Origin of the sequence: Kribbella capetownensis (assembly GCF_004331485.1) — a bacterium.
Taxonomy (GTDB): Bacteria; Actinomycetota; Actinomycetes; order Propionibacteriales; family Kribbellaceae; genus Kribbella; species Kribbella capetownensis.
Window position 1 is genome coordinate 102186 of the sequence record NZ_SJKD01000010.1, and the last position, 17761, is coordinate 119946.

The following is a 17761-nucleotide window of genomic DNA, read 5'->3' on the forward strand; positions in this document are numbered from 1 at the left end:
CGCAGACGGTAAACCCTGGCATGGACAGAAAGATGACGGGGCGCGAAACGCCAAGGTTTCTGCAGGGTTCACGACCGGCTCGCACAATGAAGGAATGACCAGGGAGACGACGATCGCGCGGGCGCTGCTCGTGCTGGTCTTCGCGCCCGCCGGCGGGCTGTTCGGCAAGGCAGTCGCCGACGCCGCGCAGGGCCGCGAATGGTGGCCGTGGCTGGTCGCCGCACTGGTCTGGCTGGTCGTGTCGGGACTGGTCTCGATGGCGGTGTCGAACCGTTTCGACGAGCACAGATAATGCTCCGATGGCAGCCGCTGTGCATCATGTCGAGATCTGGGTCCCGGACCTGTCCCGGGCACTGAGGAGTTGGGGCTGGATCCTCAACCGGCTGGGCTGGAAGGACGGTGACGGCTGGCCCGGCGGGATGACCTGGACCGCACCCGACGGCAGCTACGTCGTGGTCGAGCAGAGCCCCGCGATGTCGGCCGAAGAGCACGACCGGATGCGCCCCGGCATGAACCATCTCGCGCTGAACGCGGCCGGTCGCGCCGAGGTCGACTCGATCGTCGGCGAAGCCACCCGGAACGGCTGGACACTGATGTTCGCCGACCGGCACCCGTACGCCGGCGGCCCGCAGCATTACGCCGCCTTCCTGCACAACGAGGACGGCTACGAGCTCGAGATCGTCGCCCCCGAATAACTGGGTCGGAGGGTGAGACTACTGATGCCTGGAGTGACACCAGGGACTGTTGGTGTGACATGGTTACACCAGGCAATCAGTACGGTCGCGGGGCAAGGGTGGAAGGACGGTGCTCGTGACGGAGAAGCCTGACGGGGGAAGTTCGCCCGGACCGGTTTCGCCGGAGCTCCTGGAAGCGCGGATCCGCGGTCTCCAACACGCTCTCGGGCAGTTGCTGGACAACGCCCATCGGCTGACCTACGGCGAGCATCAGCGGGCCGTGCAGCTGCATCGTCAGCTACAGGAGCAGACCGCAATCGCCCGTCGTGAATCCCGCGGGCTGGTGGATGCCAAGACTGCCGAAGCACTGGCCGAGGCCGAGCCGGCCGCGCGCCTGCTGGCGGACCGGCTCGCACCCGGTCTCGCGGCAGTCCCCCCGAACGACGCCCGTTGGCGTTCGCGCCAACTGGTCGGTGCGGGCGTCCCGTCGTACATCCGCGTGGGCGAACTGGACGCCGGTACGCCGGTCGTCGCGCCACTGCTGCGGACGAACGGCTGGAAGGTGACAGCCGACCGCAACGAGTCCGCGCGCCGGCTCCTGCAGAGCGTCGCGATGCGGCTGGTCGCGGCCGCCGAACCCTTCCGCATCAGGGTCGACGCCTACGACCCGCGCCTGACCGGCATGATGGGCCTGCTCGGCCACCTGACCACGAAGTACCCGCAATTGGTGCCCAGGGCAACGCACACCGCCGAGCAACTGCACGGTGTGCTGTCCGGGTTGGTCGATGTGTCGTCGCTGCGGGCCAGTCGGCAGGCGCAGCTCGGGCACAAGCGGTTCGAGGACCTGATCCGGGAGACCGGTCGGGTGACCGATCCGTATCGGCTGGTCATCCTGTTCGACTATCCGGCCGGCATCGACACCCTCGCCCAGCGCGACCTGCTCCGGCTGGCCGCGACGGCCGGCGAACGCGGCATCTGCTTCCTGGTCCACCACGACCCGTCCACGCCGGCGGAGTCCGACGTCGACACCAAGCAGTTGCTCGATCACCTCACCTCCGTTGCCATCGCCAGCAACAAGGTCGAGGTCGCGCAGCTGCCCGGCGTACCGGCGAAGCTCGATCCGGCATTCGACGCGAACGTTGCCGCCGGCATCTGTGACGTGATCGCGGAGCTGGCGGAGATCGCCGTACTGCCGACGATCGACTTCGACCGGACGCTGCCGGACCGCTCGACCTGGTGGCAGCCGGTCACGGACGAGCTCAACACGGTCATCGGGTACGACGACCGCACGCCGGCGCTGGTGCGGTTGCGCAGCGGCAACCCGGCGCTGCCGCACGTGCTCGTCGGCGGTGCCGTCGGCCAGGGGAAGTCGAACCTGCTGCTCGTGATGATCCACGGTCTCGCCGCGCGGCATGACCCGGTGGACCTGGAGATGTACCTGCTCGACTTCAAGCACGGTGTCGAGTTCTCCGCGCTGGGTCCAGCAGGGGAGCGGGAGCATTGGCTTCCGCATGTGCGGGTGCTGGGGATCCACAGTGACCGGGAGTTCGGTCTCGCCGTACTGCGGCACCTGTCCGACGAGTTGGCGCGGCGCAGCGAGATCTTCAAGGCGCATGGGAACGTCGCCGACATCGCCGAGCTGGAGCCCGGGCCGGAGCGGCCGCCGCGGATCCTCGTCGTACTGGATGAGTTCCAGGTGCTGCTGGAGGACGACGACGAGCTCGCCGACGAGGCGGCGAAGCTGCTGGAGCGGCTGGTGCGGTTGGGACGTGCGTACGGCGTACATGTGGTGCTGGCGACGCAGACGATCGAGGGCGTGAAGCGGCTGTCGACGCGGCGGGACTCGATCTTCGGCCAGGTGCCGTACCGGATCGCGCTGAAGACCACGCCGGCCGATTCGCAGGCGATCTTGCGGAGCGGGAACACGGCTGCGGCCGAATTGCAGTTCCGCGGCGAGGCGGTGCTGAACGCGAACTTCGGGTCTCCGGACGACAACCAGCATGTGCTGGTCAGCTTCGCGGACAAGGTGGTGCTGGACGATCTGCGGCGTGAGCTGTGGCTGCGGGCGGGTGAGGCGGCGCGTCCGCCGCGGGTCTTCCATCTCGCGGAGCCGGCACGGTTGGCCGAGACCGCTGCGGCGGTGAAGCCCGAGCTGGGGCGGCCGTGGACCGGTCTGCCGATCGCGGTGACCGAAGAGCCTGTGCAGGTCGAGGTACGGCCTGAGCCGGGGGCCGGCGTACTCGTGCTGGGCGATGGTCCGGCCGACGCGCTGGGGGTGCTGAGCGGTCTGGCGTTGTCGACTGCGGCCGCCGCGGTGGATCCGCCGCGGTTCATCTTCATGGATGGCACGAACTCGGCGCCTGCTGTTGCCGAGGGCAAGGACGCTCTGGTGCAGGCGTTGCGGCAGCTCGGGTGTGAGGTCGAGACGGTCGACAAGCACGACGAGGTCGTACCGCGGCTGTTCTCGCTGCGGGACGCGGTCCGCAACGGGCATGTCGGCGAGACCTATCTGCTCGGGTTCGGTTTCCACGGCGTACCGCGGATGCAGCTGCACGCCGAGGGGTTCTTCGAGAGCCCGGCGAACGCGCTGCAGGACATCGTGCGGGACGGACCGGCGCAGGGGCTCGTCACCTTCGGGTGGTGGAACCGGCTGCATGTCTGCACCGAGCAGCTCGGGTACGGGCGTGCCAATGTGGCGACTCACCTCTTCCTCCGGCACCCGCAGGACGGCGTACGGGCGGTGTGCGGCCCGCTGGTGCGGTGGGCTTCGGAGCCACACCGCGGCTTGCTGTGGGACGGGCTGCATCCTGAGGCGCAGATCGTCGTACCGTTCGCCGCACTGCGCTCCGACGAGGTGGACCGTGCAGTGGAGCAGGTACGGCGATGAAGACGGAACAGCAGGTGTGGTCTGAGTACGCACGGTCGTTGCGGGCGGTCGCAGGGGCTCGTGCGGACGCGCAACAGGCGCAGGACCGATTGACGGCACACAAGACGAAGGCGGAAGCCGCTGCGATGGCCGAGGCCGAGGCCATGGCCGAGCGCGGACGACAGCTGGAGGCTCGGCTCAACGCACTGGCCGAGAAGGCCGCGGCCAGCTTGCAGCGCGCCGGTCTGCCCGCGGACGGGAAGCGGGCGAACGTCGCCCTGCCGGAGATCGGTGCGCTCAACGACATCGAGACCGTGGCCGCGCGTCTTACCAAGCAGCTGGGCGAGGCAGTCGACACGCTCGAGGAGCTCCGCGCTCAGGCCCGGGAACTGCAGGAGCGACGCAAGCGCCGTACCATCAGCGCGGCTCTGACACTGGTCGGGTTCCTGGTGGTGTGGGTGGTCACCGGATCGTTCCTGGCCGGGGTCGAAGCCGCGGGCATCGCCGCTGTCACGATGCTGGCCGCGTCCCGGGTGCTCGGGCTGCCGCGGCTGCCCGGTGCCCGGTGGTGGGGTTGGGGCGGTGCGGTGGCGGTCGTCGTACTGATGGCTGCCGGACTGCCCTGGTGGATCGCGATCCTGGTGCCGGTGGTGGTGTCCGGTACGGCGATCGTGCTGCCGAAGAAGCGCAACTAGTTCAGGAGTGGGTTCAGGTGTCCGATGTACAGCGGCTCAAGGAACAGCTGCACCAGGTCTCGATGGAGGCCAAGCAGGCGGCGGGCGGTCTGGCCGGGTTCAAGCTGCGCTTCACCCAGCACAGCCGGCAGGTCGAGAGCCTGATCGCCGGTACGGCGACCGGCGTCGACCGCGACATCACCGAGATCCTGGAGGCGGCCGGCAAGGCCGTCGAGCAGGCCGCCGAGGCCCTGGAGATCGCCTCGGCCGGATGCAAGAGCTACGCCGACCAGATCTGACCCATGGCGTCGGACCTGCAGCGGGTCGCGCGGGGCTTGGTCGAATGCCTCGATGAGGTGCCGCAGGTGGTCAGCCACCTGCAGCGCACCGCCGACCGCTGCCGCGAGAACGCCGCCCTGGCGATCGCGGCGTCCCAGGGTCGTGCGACGGTTGCCGCGCAGCAGTTGGACGCGGCCGCTCGGGCCTGCGAAGCCGCTGCGCACTATCTGTCGATGGCGCCGCCCAAGGCCCGGGCCTGGGCCGACCGGCTCGTCGGTGGCGGTCGCGGAACCGATCGCCCGTCCCCGGACTCCGCCGACCGCAACAAGCTGACCGGCGGCACGGGCGACCTGGCTGAACGCGACTCGAAGGGCCGCACCAAGCGCCTGACTGCCACCTTCGACGACGTCGAAACGCCCGAGGACAATGAGCCACCGCTCATCACCGTCGCCCGCAAAGCCTTCGAGAAGTTCCGCAAGACCCACAAGGACGACGAAGACCCTCAATCCGATGAGCCTCTCGAGGTGGAGATCACTGTCGCCGAAACCGGCGACCTGGTCATCGAGGAACGCAACGAGGACGAGGACAAGAAACGCAACGACCAGCTCCTCCAGGACTTCGAGATCGCCGTAGACCTCACCAAGGCCGCCGAACAACTCCTGGCCGCCATGGCCGAGTCGGCCGACCAGAAATGGCAACAAGCCACCCTCACCATCGACCCCGACCGAGTAGAAGCCACCTTCGCCTACCCCGAAGAAGACCGTCCCCGACCCATCGTCGTAGACATCAACCTCCCCCCACTCACCGAACACCCTCCGGACTTCGACCCAGCGTTCGATCCCGAGCCCCTCGGCGTCGACTTCGCTCCAGGCGTGCACGATCCGCGCGGCACCTTCAAACCCAAGCAGGCACAAGTCGCGTCGAGACTGGCGGCGGAGGACTGGCGGATCGATGCCCGAGTTCCCGATCACGGCTCCGGACAGAAAAGCCCGGACGCGATGGTGCGAAAGAGCGCAGCGGACCGCGGTGCGATCGTCGAGTTCAGAACACCGGAGTCGAGCAGCAACGACATGCTCGAGAGTCTGATCGGCGACGGAGGTGACCAGGCGACCGAGATCGTGATCGATGGCCGGAACGTCGGGTTGACCGAGTCGGACGCATCGCGTGCCTATCGACGCGCGGTCCGGCAGCCCGGCCGGACCATCGCTGACGTCGTTCATCTCATCCTCGGTGACGGGCGGATGGTCACCTACCGCAGAGACCAGTGATGTCTGTCGTCGACGTGCTGTGGCGTGGGTGGGTCGGGGGCTGAGCGGGGCTCAGTTTTCGGGGCGGGGAAAGTTCTGGGAAGTTGCGTCATGAAGTGTTGTGGTGGTCGTCACTACCTGTGAAGGCATCCCCACAGGGAAGTGGAAGTGATCGATGTGAACCGCAGATCGATGGCGCTGATGGGAAGCACCGCAGTGGTTCGTCCGACCCGCCGGGTGCGTTGAGATGTCCGCCGGCGATCCAGTACCGCAACGTCGCCGCGTACGAGTGTGGTTCGGGGACCACGTCGTCGCGGACTACCGGGCGGAGGCCGAACTGGCCGAACGCTACGCCGAAGCCATGTCGCGCCGGTTCGCCGGACTGCGCGTGACCAGCGAACCGATCCCCGACACCGATCCAGGCCCGGGCCGCGTGCTGCCGGGTGAACGGCTCTGGGAGGTAGCCCCGAAATGACGTCCCGTCGCTTCCGGCTGATCCGCCATCACGACGTCTCCGGTGTCAGCGGCACCGGCCCGGTCGCCGAAGGTGTCCAGTTCACCGACGGCGCCGTGGCGCTGCGCTGGTACGGCGACTATCCGACCACGACCGTGTGGGACGGCATCGAGTCCGTCGTCGCCATCCACGGTCACGGCGGGGCCACCGTGGTCGAGTGGATCGACCCCGAGCAAGGCCCCGATCCAGACCTGCAGTTGCCACCCCGTGAGACTCTCCCGCCCCGACCGTGGCCGGATCTGCACTCCGCCCCCGAGCCACAGGACCCCGACCCGCTGCACAGCGACCGCGACCTCGGTGCGCACGGCGGTGCCCCGCCGGCCGGCGGATCGTCGTACCGGGTGTTCCGATGAGCCGGACCGGGTCCGGCGCCGCGGACCTGGTCTGAAACGGGCGGGCCGGTGCCGAACCTCCCTTGCGGCACCGGCCGCCCATTCCCTGGGACCCAGCCGGACTCGCGATACGGCTGGGCCCGAGTTCCCCCCGGCGGTCAGCTCATCTCGAAGGACTGCGCCACGTCGAGGTTGTAGAACGTGGCCGGCCCGTCGCACAGCTCCATCATCTTGGCCGCGTAGTCGCCGGTGTCGGCGCGGCCGGAGTTCTCCATCGCCTCCTCGTACGAGGCGAACTCGACGATCGCGAAGTAGCGCCCGGGGTCGTCCCGGTCGGCGCAGGTGATGCCACGCGTGGGGGCGGGGCCGTCACCCTGTGCTTCGCGTTCCTTGCGGTACTGCTCGTTGAGCGCCGCGACCTCGTCCGGTTTCGACGTCCGGTACTCGATGATCTGTACGAACCCTGCCATTTCTCCCCCTTGCCCTGGGCACCCACCCCAGGTGCCTCTCAAGGCCGAGACTGCGCCTGGATCGCCTGCTCCGCAAGTGTTCGGGGCTTACGGTGACCTGACGCCCGCGACGGATCACGAAGGGTTCGCTTCTGCCCTCGGCAGAGGACGTGGGATTTGTCGGCAGGGCCTGATTGGCTTGTCCGCATGGAGATTCTGATTCTCGGTGGGACTGCCTGGCTGGGTCGTGAGATCGCGACGCAGGCGGTGGCGCGCGGGCACGCGGTCACCTGTCTGGCGCGCGGTGAGAGTGGTGGCGTCGCCGAGAGCGCGACGCTGATCGCCGCCGACCGCAGCAGCCCGGATGCGTACGACGCCGTGCCCGATCAGGAGTGGGACGCGGTGTTCGAGGTGTCCTGGCAGCCCAGGTTCGTCCGTGGTGCGCTGGCGGCGTTCGGAGCGCGGGCGAAGCATTGGACGTACGTCTCGTCGGTCAACGCGTACGAGAAGTACGACACGCCAGGCGCCGATGAGTCCGCCGTACTGCGGCAGCCGACGGACGAGGACACGCCAGGCCAGGAGCTGTACGGCGAAGCGAAGGTCGCCTGCGAGCTGGCGTCGGTCGAGACGGTGGGGGACCGGTTGGTGATCGCCCGGGCTGGACTCATCGGCGGACCGGGGGACAAGAGCGACCGGGCCGGTGCCTGGCCGGCGCGGGCGGCTCGTGCGCCGGAGGAGCCGATGCTGGTGCCGGACACGCCTGACCTCGCGACCTCAGTGATCGACGTACGGGACCTGGCGTCGTGGCTGCTGGACTGCGCGACGGAGGGCCGGACGGGGACGTTCGATGTGCGCGGCCCGATCGTGTCGTTCGGGGAGTGGATCGAGTTGGTGCGCGAGGTCGGCGGTCATACCGGACCGGTGGTGCTCGCGCCGCGGGACTGGCTGGTGGAGCAGAAGGTCGAGCAGTACATGGGGCCGGACTCGCTCGCGATGTGGGTGGTCGAGCCCGGGTTCGAGGGGTGGTCGAGCCGGAGTGGGGAAGCGGCGCTCAAGGCCGGGCTGACGCATCGGTCGCGACGCGAGTTCGTGACCGACGTGCTGGCGTACGAGCGTGAGCTGGGGCTGGACCGCGAGCGTCGTGCTGGGCTCAGTCCGGCGAAGGAGCAGGAGTTGATCGAGTCGCTGCCGCAGTAGAGAGTGGGCGCATGCGCTTGGTGCTGATCTCGGACACTCATCTACCGATGCGGGCCAAGAAGCTGCCCGTGCCGGTCTGGGACGCGGTCGAGAGTGCCGACGTCGTCATCCACGCGGGCGATTGGGTGAGCGTCGCGCTGCTCGACGAGTTGGAGAGTCGTGCGGCGCGACTGATCGGGTGCTGGGGCAACAACGACGGGCCGGAGCTGCGAGCGCGGCTGCCGGAGGTCGCGCGGGTGACGCTCGACGGGCTGTCGGTTGCGGTCGTGCACGAGACCGGATCGGCCAAGGGTCGCGAGGAGCGCTGCGAGAAGGCGTACCCGGGCGTGGACCTGCTGGTGTTCGGACACAGCCACATCCCGTGGGACACCACCAGCCCGGGCGGTCTGCGCTTGCTCAACCCCGGATCGCCGACGGATCGGCGCTCGCAGCCGTACTGCACCTATCAGACCGCGACGATCAGCGCGGGCCGGCTGGAAAAAGTTGCCCTACACAACCTTTAACGGTTGTTGCGGTGAACAACGACTTCGGCCGGGCGTGAGAAAGTTTCCGCCGTACCGCCGAGTTACGGCGAACTTCTCACGCCCGGCCGAGCGTCGTACCGGGACTCAGGCGTTGGCTGCTTCCTTGACCCGGGTCTTGAGGCGGTCACGCACCTCTTCCGGCGTGTAGGCGCGGCGCTTCCGCTCGCCCCGCGCGATCACCACGCCCGTCGCGGCCACGCCGACGAGCCCGGCAAGTCCTACCACCTTCCATACCTTCATGCGGACTAACCTAGCTTCGTGGAGAGCCGGATTTCACTGGATGACGCTACGGAACTGACACGAACAGGTGACATTTGACTGTTCCGCGGTGGCAGCACGGCCGATCGCGCCATCCAGCTGACCACGAACAGCCCGGTGAACCATGTCGGCATGGCGATCGTGATCGAGGACCTGCCGCCGCTGATGTGGCACGCCGAACTGGGCCGTTCGCTGCCGGACGTGTGGAGCGGGACCCACCATCGCGGAGTGCAGTTGCACGACCTGCGGGACGCCGTGCTCGTGTGGACGCGCAAGTACGGTCAGCAGGCCTGGATGCGGCAGCTCGATCATCCCGTCACGCGGTCGATGGAGGACGCCGTACTGCGGACTGTTGCGCGATTGGATGGTACGCCGTTCCCGTCGACGGCACGGCTGGCGTCGCGGTGGGTGCGTGGGCGAGTGCCTGCATTCCGGCGTGGATCGCGGGAGCTGGAGCTCGAGTCGGCGTACTGCGCGGAGGTGGTCGCGGTGACGTACGAGGAGATGGGGTTGCTGCGTGGGCGGCCGGCGAACTGGTACGACCCCGGGCGGTTCTGGAGTGGCGACGAGCTCGAGCTGGCGAACGGGGCCCGGCTGGGGGACGAGATCGCGGTCGACATCCCGGCGGAGTGATGCGGCCGAAACTGTCCGTGGCGTGTGATTGGCTTGTTCTGGGTCGGTAACCGAGCCGGAGGAGGGCCCCACGGATGTACGCCGTCATCGACACCGAGACGACCGGCTTGCTGCCGAGTCATCGGCATCGGGTGATCGAGATCGCCGTGGTGCTGCTGGGTGCGCGCGGCCGGGTCGAGCACGAGTGGGTGACGTTGCTGAATCCGCAGCGCGATCTGGGACCCCAACACATCCACGGGATCCTGACCGCCGACGTGCTGGCCGCGCCCGAGTTCGGGGACATCGCGCGGCAGCTCGGTCAGTTGCTCGCGGGACGGATGGTTGTCGGGCACAACGTTGAGTTCGATCTGGGCTTCCTGCGGGCGGAGTTCGCGCGGCTCGGGTTCGCCGTGCCGCTGATCACCGAGCGGTCGATGTGCACGATGGCGCTGGCCGGGTATCTGTATCCGGGCGCGAAGCGGACACTCGGCGCGTGTTGTGCGGCGGCCGGGATCTCGATCGAGGGCTGGCACTCGGCGCTGGCTGACACGCGGGCGACGGCTGAGCTGTTCGGTCAATACCTGCAGGCGTTTCCGGCGCCGCCGCCGTGGCAGTGGGCGTACGAGGAGATCCGCGGACTGCGATGGCCGGTGTTGCCTGGCTCCGACGTCCCGCCGACCGTGCGGCCGGTGCATGCCGGTGGGCGGCACGGATGGATGAGTCGACTCGTCGATCAGTTGCCCCGCGTCCCGGAGCCGCCGCAGGCCGACTCGTATCTGGCGCTGCTCGACATGATTCTCGCCAACCGCGAGATCACCGCGGCCGACGCCGACCAACTCGTCCAGGCCGCGACGGACCTCGGTCTGACCCGATCCCAGGTCGACGAACTCCATCGGTACTACGTCTCCGCGTTGGCCGGAGCGTCGTGGGACGGTGGTCAGATCACGCCGGAGCAACGCAGCGATCTGGACCAGGTGGCGGTGATGCTCGGGCATCGGGCATCCGACGTGGACGACGCGCTGCTACGAGCCAGCGCCGGGCGGTACGTCGTACCTCCCCGACCCGGGGCAAACGGGTTCCCGCTCGGGAGCACGCTGGTGTTCACCGGCGACATGGTCGAGCCGCGGGAGGTCTGGTGGGACCGCGCGGTCACGGCCGGCTTCGTGCCGCAGGAGTTCGTCCGGCCCGATACGACGTTCGTGGTGGCCGCCGATGTCGACAGCCTGTCGGTCAAGGCCCGGGCCGCGCGTGATCTCAACATCCCGATCATCTCCACCGAAGACTTCCGCCGGCTCATCCCGCCCGAGCCCCAGCGGCGGGCAGGCTGATCGGCAGCGCCCGGCCGGTGGGGGTTAGGGTTCCGGCGTGGAGTTGAACGAGCTGGGGCGGCGGATCTACGCGAGTGCTCATCTGACCGGGGAGTTCCTGCTGCGGTCGGGGCAGGTGACGGGGGAGTACTTCGACAAGTACAGGTTCGAGGCCGACCCCGTGCTGCTGGATGCGGTCGCCGAGGCGATGGTCCCGCTCGTGCCGGAGGGGACTGAGGTGCTGGCCGGACTGGAGATGGGTGGCATTCCGGTGGTGACGGCGCTGGGGCGGCAGACCGGACTGCCGTGTGCGTTCGTGCGGAAGGAAGCCAAGGCGTACGGGACCCGACGGCTGGCCGAGGGCGCCGAGACCGCCGGCAAGCGGGTGACGATCGTCGAGGACGTCGTCACGACCGGTGGTCAGATCGTGCTGTCCACCCATGACCTCCGCGCGCTGGGGGCCGAGATCACCGATGCCCTCTGCGTCATCAACCGCAACCCCACGACACCGGCCCCGCTCACCGAGGCCGGCCTGACGCTGCACGCTCTGCTGACCTCGGACGACCTGGCTCCAGGCACCAGCTGATTCGAGCTGCTGCCTTCGGCCAGGATCGGCCGCGAGGTCAGTCCTCGGCTTCGGCGGCTTCGCGCTCTACTTCGAAGCGGAGTTGCTTGCCGGAGCGGATGCGTTCGATCGCGGCCAGGCAGGCGTCCTCACTCATGTGGACGCCGATCTCGCCGAGCTTGTGGCGCAGCACCAGCGCGGCGTCCTCGGCGGAGCGGGAACTGGACTCGTTGATCGCCTCGATCGTTGTCTGGGTAAGCTTCTCGCGGATGTCCGGGTGAACCTCGTGGATCTCGTGCGTGATTCTGAACTCAGTCATCGCGACTCGCTCTCCCTTTCGCCCGCAGGGCGGTCTACTCGACTCAAGCGTAGTGGGCCGGACCCGGTGGGGAAGCTCAGACGAGCACTCGATTTACGAAAGTTTCAAGCCGCGCGGCGAGCCGCTCCGCCCGGACCTGCGGTGGCGCGGTTTCGCCCTGCGGTACCTCGACGTCGCGCAGCCCGCGGATGTACAGCGAGCAGGCCAGATCCGCGCAGATGTACGTCCCGACCGTGTTGCCCTCGCGGCCCGCCGTACCCGCCCGCCGCGCGGCGAACAGCGCCACGTCGGTCACGTGGTGCGCGGTGTTGCACAGGTCGCACAGCCCGGTGCCGCGCCGCGGCTTGCCGGTCGCCTGGGTGTTCACCGCGATCCCGGTCACGCCGCCGTCGCGCCGTACGACCAGATAGCCGCGGTTCGGCGCCTTCGGGTCGCGCCAGCCCAGGAAGTCCAGCGACTCCCAGGGCAGCTCGGTGAAGCCAGGCGGCGGCGTCATCGCCTTGACCAGGCTCTTGGTTGAGTTGACGAACGAGCGTCTGATCTCCTCGACGCTGAGCGGTTCCACGACAGTTCTCCGATCCTTCGACCTGCCATGAGACCCGCCCGGCCCCTGACCCCGCAACCGAATATCCCCGTATGGTTGCTGGCAGCAACAGTCAGCTGTCGACGTACGCCGTGGTCCGGCCGTCGTCGTGGTTGCGCAGATCGACGCCGAAATCGACCGACGCCTTCAGCCGGAGCAGCAGTGAGACCTGATCGCTGCCGTCCTGGGCCTCGTCGCAGCTGAGCGTCAGGTCGGTGCCGCCGGACTCGTCCGGAACCAGCGTGAATGTCCAGGTGTTGCCGAAGTACCGCAGTCGGTAAAGCCGGTCCTGGACCGCCTCCTCGACCTGCGCGTTGTCGGTGCGCCCGTCGGGCAGGACGAACCGGATCACCCCGTCGGTCTCCCCGGCCTCCACCGCCCAGAACCGCGACCGGCCGGCCGGCGTACTCAACGCCCGGAACACGTCGTTCGGACCCGACCTGAAGTGCACCTTCCAGTGCGCCAAGACCCCATCCCTCCTCAGCTGACGACCAATTCTCTGCCGGCCCGGGCGCGGCCCGTACCGAGGGTGGACATCTGGCCGCAATGGGTGAAAAGTGGACTATGCAAACTTCAATTAGTTCTCCGGAGGAGCCTCGATGGCCAACCAGTACGCCGCACTGACCGGCGACTACACGTTCGACACAGCGCACTCGCGGATCGGGTTCGTCGCCCGGCACGCGATGGTGACGAAAGTCCGGGGGTCGTTCAACGAGTTCGAGGGCTCGGCGCACCTCGACGGGGACAACCCGGCGAACTCGTCCGGGCGGGTGACGGTCCAGGCCAAGAGCATCGACACGCGCAACAGTCAGCGCGACGAACACCTGCGCAGCAACGACTTCCTCGACATGGACACGCACCCGGAGATCACGTTCGTGTCGACCTCGATCAAGCAGACCGGGGGCGAGACGTTCACGGTCGCCGGCGACCTGTCGATCCGCGGGGTGAGCAAGCCGGTCGAGATCGCGTTCGAGTTCACCGGCTCGGCGACCGACCCGATGGGCAACGAGCGGGTCGGCCTGGAGGGTTCCGTCGTGATCAACCGCAAGGACTTCGGCGTCAGCTGGAACGCGGCGCTCGAGGGCGGCGGCGTGCTGGTCAGCGAGAAGGTCACGCTGGAGATCGAGGTCTCAGCGATCAAGAACACCTGACCGCACAGCCCGAGAACAGCAGAGGTCCCGCGACACCCCTCGGCGGGATCTCTGCTGTGTTGAGGTGCGATCACGATCGGGATGGGCGCGGTTGGGCCCGCCCAGCCGGTGGGCAGACTGCAGTTGAGTGCCGGCAAGGGCGTGTCTCCCAATCCCACGCCTACTGCGCGGCACTCGGCGGGCACCTCGCTGAGCTGGAGCGAAGGGCACGATGAACCACATCGAACCCTCCACTCCAGCTCACCGAGGCACTCCGCCGAGCACCTGCTCGCTACGGCGTGGGACTGGGAGACACGCCCTGGGTCGATTGGTCCGCCGATGATCGACACGCGATGGAAGCGTTGGTTGCTGCCGCTGTTCGGGCGGCGGCGGGCCGGTCGCCGTACGCCGGAGTCCTTCCGGCCGCGCGGGACGACCTCACGGGTGAGCCGGCTGGCAGCGCGGTACGACGCGGAGGTCGACGAGGCGCTGCAACGGTTGTGGCCGAAGGCGCGGATCTATCACGATCGCGAGTTCACCCGGGACCGGGCCGACTTCCTGCTGGTGGTGCGCGGCCGCGGCGTGATGGTGGAGACGAAGGTGAAGAGCGACCCCGGTCTGTTCCGTGGTTCCACGTTGCCGCCGTTGCTGGACCGGTTGCAGCGTGATGGCCGGCGGCTGGTCGTCGTACTGAATCAGGGAGACCCGACGCCGGCGCGTGAGTTGATCGCCGCGAAGCTCGGGGACAAGGGCTGCGTGATCGTGTGGTCCGGTCCTGAACATGACGCCGACCTCAAGGATGCCGTGGAGGGCCTGCTGCGGCAGATGGTCCGGCACCCGTAGCTGACAACGCAGCAGCGCGGAGAGGGTGCCTCTCCGCGCTGCTGCGCTCCGGTCGCGAGGTGTGCCGGGTGGCAGCGAACGGAGACGGTGCCCGGGAGGCCCCGGGGTTGGTGCCCTGCGTCAGCAGGCGTTGGGAGTCGTGGTGCCGCCGTCCACGACCCAGCGGCCTTCGAGCTGCTGGACCCGCATCTGGTCCAGCCAGCGCGTGGGAGTCGTGGCTGGACTGACCGAGCGGCCCTTGGCGTCGACCGTGCGCGCTGCCGTGGTGTCGTAGCAGGCGGAGATGATGACGCCGTTCGCCGCGAGTGTGCGCTTGGCCCACAGGACTTTGGTTGTGCCGGTGTTGTGCAGCTTCTTCGTGCGGAAGTACCTGGCCTGCGCGCTGATCGCCTGGAAGACCTTCGGCGTCATCACCGGCTGGAGCTGGGTGATCGTCCGGCCGCCGCTGCGCATCATCTGGTCCAGCGCCGAGCGGTAGTCGTAGTAGGCGTTCACGACCGGGTCGCCGGGTCCCGCGACCTGTCCGGCCAGGCCCTCCTCGGCCGGCCCGTGCTTGGACGCCCTCTTGGCGCCGGTCGACGAGGCGGCGACGTCGGCGCTGCTGTCGGTGCCACAGCCGGCGAGCAGCAGAACCGGGATCAGCGCGGCGGTCACCGCCAGGTTCCGAATGCGCATGGTGTCCGAACCTCCAGTCGGGCGCGGCGTGGCCGCTCGCACCATCGGGCGCTCAGGATGTGTACTGAAGTCGTTGACGCCGTTCGGCACTGACCGTGTAACGCCGCCGCACGGACCGTGGTCACTGTGACCTGGATCACAGCGCACCCCTAGGGCACCCCTACCGCAGTACTGGATCCGAGTTGGCTCCCTGGCCGGATGTATAGGCGACCGCCGATTCTTAGCCTCGATCTCAGGACTTGAGACCGAGGGAGCGACGATGACGGACACACAGACCACCGGCGGGATCCGCCCGAACAGACCGCTATCCGGGCACCGGTCCGGCTTGATCAGCCGGTTGCTGCGCTCGATCGGGTACGACGCTCTGCTCGTGCCGATCGGCGCGCTCACGATGGCCGACGCGGTGATGGGGGAGAACGAGAAGGCGTACGGCCGATGGTCGAAGCTGGCCCGGCTCCGGCAGCGGGAACGACGGCCGGGGACTGCTGCGATTCTCGGGCACGGGTTCATGAGTTCGGTCCTGGGTCTGCTCAGCTGGTTCCTCGGCATGCTCTGGGTGATGGCGGTCGTCCGGGGCCCGTTCTACGGGTTCGTGGAGGATGGGCCGTTCGGTCCGGGCACGTGGGGCGGCCCGACCAAGGCCGGGGCCTGGGCTGTGCACGCGGCGGTCGCCGTGCCGATCATCCTCGCGCTGCCGTTCGTGCTCCGCGGGATCGCGCTGCTGCACGTCGCGTTGATCCGGCGGCTCTTCGGACTGCGCGCCGCATGGTGGGTGCTCCCGGCAACTATCACCGTATGCGCGGGCGGGCTGCTGTTTCTCTGGGCCTGGATCGAGCAACTGTGAAAGAGTCCGATCGTGACCGTTGAGCAGCAGGTCCTCGGCCCTTGGCCGCGTGGACGCTGGGCCTGGGTAGCGGGTCTCGGTGTCGCCGCGCTGGTGGTGCTCACGGTGATGGATCTCGGCCAGCACTACGACGTACCACTCGGAGCTGTGCTAGCGCTTGGTCTGGCGCGTGGGCTCGGACTCGCGCTGGCCTGGCCGCGGCCGCGCGCCGCGCTGGTTGTGTCCCTGGTCGTCACGGCGATCACGGCTGCGGCGACCACACCGGTCAGCGCGGACGAGCCTTGGCCGTGGGCAGTGACCGCGGTGTTCGGCTACTCGTTCGTCCTGGCGATCACCGGGGCGCGCGCGATCGGACGTCGGGAGCTCGTCGGCTGGTGGGCCGTCGCCCAAGTCGTCGGGCTGGTCGCCGCGCTGTTGTCGCCGGACCGCGCTCGCTGGCCCGGGCTGCTGACCGCGGCCGTGCTGACGGCGATCGCCGTCGTGGTCGCCGACCTCCTCCGCTCACGCGCGGAGACCAGCCGCCGTCTGGTCGAGCAGGAAGGCATCAGCAAGACCGAGCGCGCGGAGCGGGCGCGGCTGCAGGAACGGGCGCGGATAGCGCGCGAACTGCACGATGTCGTCGCGCACCACCTGTCCGTCGTGGTCGTGCGGGCCGATAGTGCGCCACACCGGTTGCAGGATCTGCCGGACGACGTACAGCAGGAATTCGCGGCGATCGCCGACGACGCGCGGTCGTCGTTGACCGAGATGCGCCGCGTACTCCGGCTGCTCCGGGATCAGCCGCTGGAGCAACCGCCCATCGGCGAGCTCGGACCGCAGCCCGGCCTGGAACAGCTGGAGGAGCTCGTCGCCAGCACCCGCCGAGCCGGTGCGGACGTACAACTCGAGTCCGCGATCCCTGACGGACTCGATCCGGCCGTCGAGTTGACGGCGTACCGCGTGATCCAGGAGGCGCTGAGCAACGCCGTACGCCACGCGCCCGAGGCCGCGATCAGGGTGAAGGTACGGCGGTCAGGCGGCGACCTGGCCATCAGAGTGTGGAACAGCCCAGGAACGGCTCAGCCGACACCCGGCAGCGGCCACGGACTGGTGGGGATGCGGGAACGGGTCGCGCTGGTCGACGGTGTCGTGAGCACCGGTGCGACCCCTGAAGGCGGTTATCTGGTCGAGGTGGCCTTACCGGTCGGGGAGGTGGTGGCGAGTGGCGATCAAGGTGCTGGTGGTCGATGACCAGGAGGTCGTGCGGGCTGGGTTCAGCGCGTTGCTGGCTGCCCAGCCGGATCTCGAGGTCGTCGGGCAGGCCGGTGACGGAGCTGAGGCGATCGAGCTGACCAAGTCCCTCGAGCCTGACGTCATCCTGATGGACGTCAGGATGCCCGTTCTCGACGGTCTGGCTGCCACTCGGCGGATCCTCGCGGATGCGACACCGGGCGAGCCGCCGCGCGTCATCATGCTGACGACCTTCGACCTCGACGACTACGTGTATGCCGCACTCCGCGCCGGTGCGAGTGGCTTCCTCCTCAAGCACTCGTCGCCCGACGAGCTGGCCGCCGCAGTCCGCGTGGTCGCGGCCGGCGATGCGCTGCTGGCTCCGTCGGTCACTCGCCGGCTGGTGGAGGACTTCGCCAAGGTCCAGCCGGTCGTACCGATCACTCCGGTCCACCTCACACCGCGGGAGTCCGACGTACTGCGGCTTGTCGCGCGCGGACTGACGAACCGGCAGATCGCAGACAAGCTGGTGCTGGCCGAGCAGACGGTGAAGTCGCACGTGAGCAACATCCTGACCAAGCTGGACCTGCGGGATCGCGCACAGGTAGTGGTGTACGCCTACGAAGCCGGTGTCGTGGTGCCGGGCCCACGACGGTGAAA

The 17761-nt window shown here is 68.6% G+C and carries 24 protein-coding genes; 18 read left to right on the forward strand and 6 right to left on the reverse strand.

Features of this window, described 5'->3' with window-relative positions:
- Positions 1-94 precede the first annotated feature (94 nt).
- The 8 genes from E0H75_RS35330 to E0H75_RS35365 all read left to right on the forward strand — a co-directional run bounded on the left by E0H75_RS35330 (position 95) and on the right by E0H75_RS35365 (position 6607).
- Positions 95-292 carry a hypothetical protein gene (locus E0H75_RS35330; protein WP_131518066.1) on the forward strand — a complete coding sequence of 66 codons (198 nt, stop codon included), beginning with the start codon at positions 95-97 and terminating at the stop codon, positions 290-292.
- 7 nt (positions 293-299) lie between these two features.
- A complete protein-coding gene (locus E0H75_RS35335) occupies positions 300-695 on the forward strand; it encodes a VOC family protein (RefSeq protein WP_131364370.1) in 396 nt (131 codons plus the stop codon).
- A gap of 115 nt (positions 696-810) precedes the next feature.
- Positions 811-3561 (forward strand): FtsK/SpoIIIE domain-containing protein, encoded by a 2751-nt coding sequence (locus tag E0H75_RS35340; RefSeq protein WP_131518067.1) that lies wholly within the window; start codon positions 811-813, stop codon positions 3559-3561.
- Positions 3558-4235: a hypothetical protein gene (locus tag E0H75_RS35345; protein WP_131518068.1), complete on the forward strand. Its 678-nt coding sequence runs from the start codon at positions 3558-3560 to the stop codon at positions 4233-4235. The genes E0H75_RS35340 and E0H75_RS35345 overlap by 4 nt, the downstream gene beginning before the upstream one ends.
- 17 nt (positions 4236-4252) lie before the next feature.
- The gene (locus E0H75_RS35350) at positions 4253-4513 is read left to right on the forward strand and encodes a hypothetical protein (RefSeq protein ID WP_131518069.1); all 261 of its coding nucleotides are present in this window, start codon (positions 4253-4255) and stop codon (positions 4511-4513) included.
- Positions 4514-4516: 3 nt separating this feature from the next.
- On the forward strand, positions 4517-5761 hold the full coding sequence (locus E0H75_RS35355) for a hypothetical protein (protein ID WP_131518070.1): 1245 nt from the start codon (positions 4517-4519) through the stop codon (positions 5759-5761).
- Positions 5762-5987: 226 nt separating this feature from the next.
- Positions 5988-6215: a hypothetical protein gene (locus tag E0H75_RS35360; protein WP_131518071.1), complete on the forward strand. Its 228-nt coding sequence runs from the start codon at positions 5988-5990 to the stop codon at positions 6213-6215.
- The gene (locus tag E0H75_RS35365) at positions 6212-6607 is read left to right on the forward strand and encodes a hypothetical protein (RefSeq protein WP_238163469.1); all 396 of its coding nucleotides are present in this window, start codon (positions 6212-6214) and stop codon (positions 6605-6607) included. The genes E0H75_RS35360 and E0H75_RS35365 overlap by 4 nt, the downstream gene beginning before the upstream one ends.
- A gap of 137 nt (positions 6608-6744) precedes the next feature.
- On the opposite strand, the gene E0H75_RS35370 is transcribed toward E0H75_RS35365, so the two are convergent.
- Entirely contained in the window at positions 6745-7056 is a 312-nt protein-coding gene (locus E0H75_RS35370) for a hypothetical protein (RefSeq protein ID WP_131364386.1), read from the reverse strand.
- Positions 7057-7242: 186 nt separating this feature from the next.
- Here E0H75_RS35370 and E0H75_RS35375 point away from each other — a divergent pair, with 186 nt between their 5' ends.
- The gene (locus E0H75_RS35375; protein ID WP_131518072.1) at positions 7243-8232 is read left to right on the forward strand and encodes a Rossmann-fold NAD(P)-binding domain-containing protein; all 990 of its coding nucleotides are present in this window, start codon (positions 7243-7245) and stop codon (positions 8230-8232) included.
- Between the two features lie 11 nt (positions 8233-8243).
- Positions 8244-8735: a metallophosphoesterase family protein gene (locus E0H75_RS35380; protein WP_131518073.1), complete on the forward strand. Its 492-nt coding sequence runs from the start codon at positions 8244-8246 to the stop codon at positions 8733-8735.
- Positions 8736-8840: 105 nt separating this feature from the next.
- Here E0H75_RS35380 and E0H75_RS43300 read toward each other — a convergent pair whose 3' ends face one another.
- On the reverse strand, positions 8841-8996 hold the full coding sequence (locus tag E0H75_RS43300; RefSeq protein WP_165546543.1) for a hypothetical protein: 156 nt from the start codon (positions 8994-8996) through the stop codon (positions 8841-8843).
- Positions 8997-9146: 150 nt separating this feature from the next.
- On the opposite strand from E0H75_RS43300, the gene E0H75_RS35385 reads away from it, so the two are divergent.
- The 3 genes from E0H75_RS35385 to E0H75_RS35395 all read left to right on the forward strand — a co-directional run bounded on the left by E0H75_RS35385 (position 9147) and on the right by E0H75_RS35395 (position 11519).
- On the forward strand, positions 9147-9647 hold the full coding sequence (locus E0H75_RS35385) for a hypothetical protein (RefSeq protein WP_238163470.1): 501 nt from the start codon (positions 9147-9149) through the stop codon (positions 9645-9647).
- A 74-nt stretch (positions 9648-9721) separates the two neighbouring features.
- Positions 9722-10954 (forward strand): exonuclease domain-containing protein, encoded by a 1233-nt coding sequence (locus tag E0H75_RS35390; protein ID WP_131518074.1) that lies wholly within the window; start codon positions 9722-9724, stop codon positions 10952-10954.
- Positions 10955-10991: 37 nt separating this feature from the next.
- Entirely contained in the window at positions 10992-11519 is a 528-nt protein-coding gene (locus E0H75_RS35395) for an orotate phosphoribosyltransferase (RefSeq protein ID WP_131518075.1), read from the forward strand.
- Positions 11520-11556: 37 nt separating this feature from the next.
- Here the strand turns inward: E0H75_RS35395 and E0H75_RS35400 are convergent, their stop codons facing one another.
- The 3 genes from E0H75_RS35400 to E0H75_RS43305 all read right to left on the reverse strand — a co-directional run bounded on the left by E0H75_RS35400 (position 11557) and on the right by E0H75_RS43305 (position 12866).
- Entirely contained in the window at positions 11557-11817 is a 261-nt protein-coding gene (locus E0H75_RS35400) for a hypothetical protein (RefSeq protein WP_131518076.1), read from the reverse strand.
- A 76-nt stretch (positions 11818-11893) separates the two neighbouring features.
- Positions 11894-12382 (reverse strand): FBP domain-containing protein, encoded by a 489-nt coding sequence (locus E0H75_RS35405; protein ID WP_131518077.1) that lies wholly within the window; start codon positions 12380-12382, stop codon positions 11894-11896.
- Positions 12383-12473: 91 nt separating this feature from the next.
- On the reverse strand, positions 12474-12866 hold the full coding sequence (locus tag E0H75_RS43305; protein ID WP_165554252.1) for an SRPBCC family protein: 393 nt from the start codon (positions 12864-12866) through the stop codon (positions 12474-12476).
- Between the two features lie 133 nt (positions 12867-12999).
- Between E0H75_RS43305 and E0H75_RS35415 the strand changes: the two genes are divergently transcribed.
- Entirely contained in the window at positions 13000-13551 is a 552-nt protein-coding gene (locus tag E0H75_RS35415) for a YceI family protein (protein WP_131518078.1), read from the forward strand.
- A gap of 318 nt (positions 13552-13869) precedes the next feature.
- Positions 13870-14373: a hypothetical protein gene (locus E0H75_RS35420; protein ID WP_131518079.1), complete on the forward strand. Its 504-nt coding sequence runs from the start codon at positions 13870-13872 to the stop codon at positions 14371-14373.
- A 120-nt stretch (positions 14374-14493) separates the two neighbouring features.
- Here the strand turns inward: E0H75_RS35420 and E0H75_RS35425 are convergent, their stop codons facing one another.
- Positions 14494-15048, reverse strand: coding sequence for a hypothetical protein (locus E0H75_RS35425; RefSeq protein ID WP_131518080.1), 555 nt, complete (start codon positions 15046-15048; stop codon positions 14494-14496).
- Between the two features lie 259 nt (positions 15049-15307).
- Here E0H75_RS35425 and E0H75_RS35430 point away from each other — a divergent pair, with 259 nt between their 5' ends.
- From E0H75_RS35430 to E0H75_RS35440, 3 genes are read left to right on the forward strand one after another with little or no spacing between them, the layout of a single operon-like run.
- Complete coding sequence (locus E0H75_RS35430; protein ID WP_131518081.1) at positions 15308-15892, forward strand: hypothetical protein; 585 nt, start codon at positions 15308-15310, stop codon at positions 15890-15892.
- Between the two features lie 12 nt (positions 15893-15904).
- Positions 15905-17122, forward strand: coding sequence for a sensor histidine kinase (locus E0H75_RS35435; protein WP_131518082.1), 1218 nt, complete (start codon positions 15905-15907; stop codon positions 17120-17122).
- On the forward strand, positions 17094-17759 hold the full coding sequence (locus E0H75_RS35440; protein WP_131518083.1) for a response regulator: 666 nt from the start codon (positions 17094-17096) through the stop codon (positions 17757-17759). The genes E0H75_RS35435 and E0H75_RS35440 overlap by 29 nt, the downstream gene beginning before the upstream one ends.
- Positions 17760-17761: the final 2 nt, after the last annotated feature.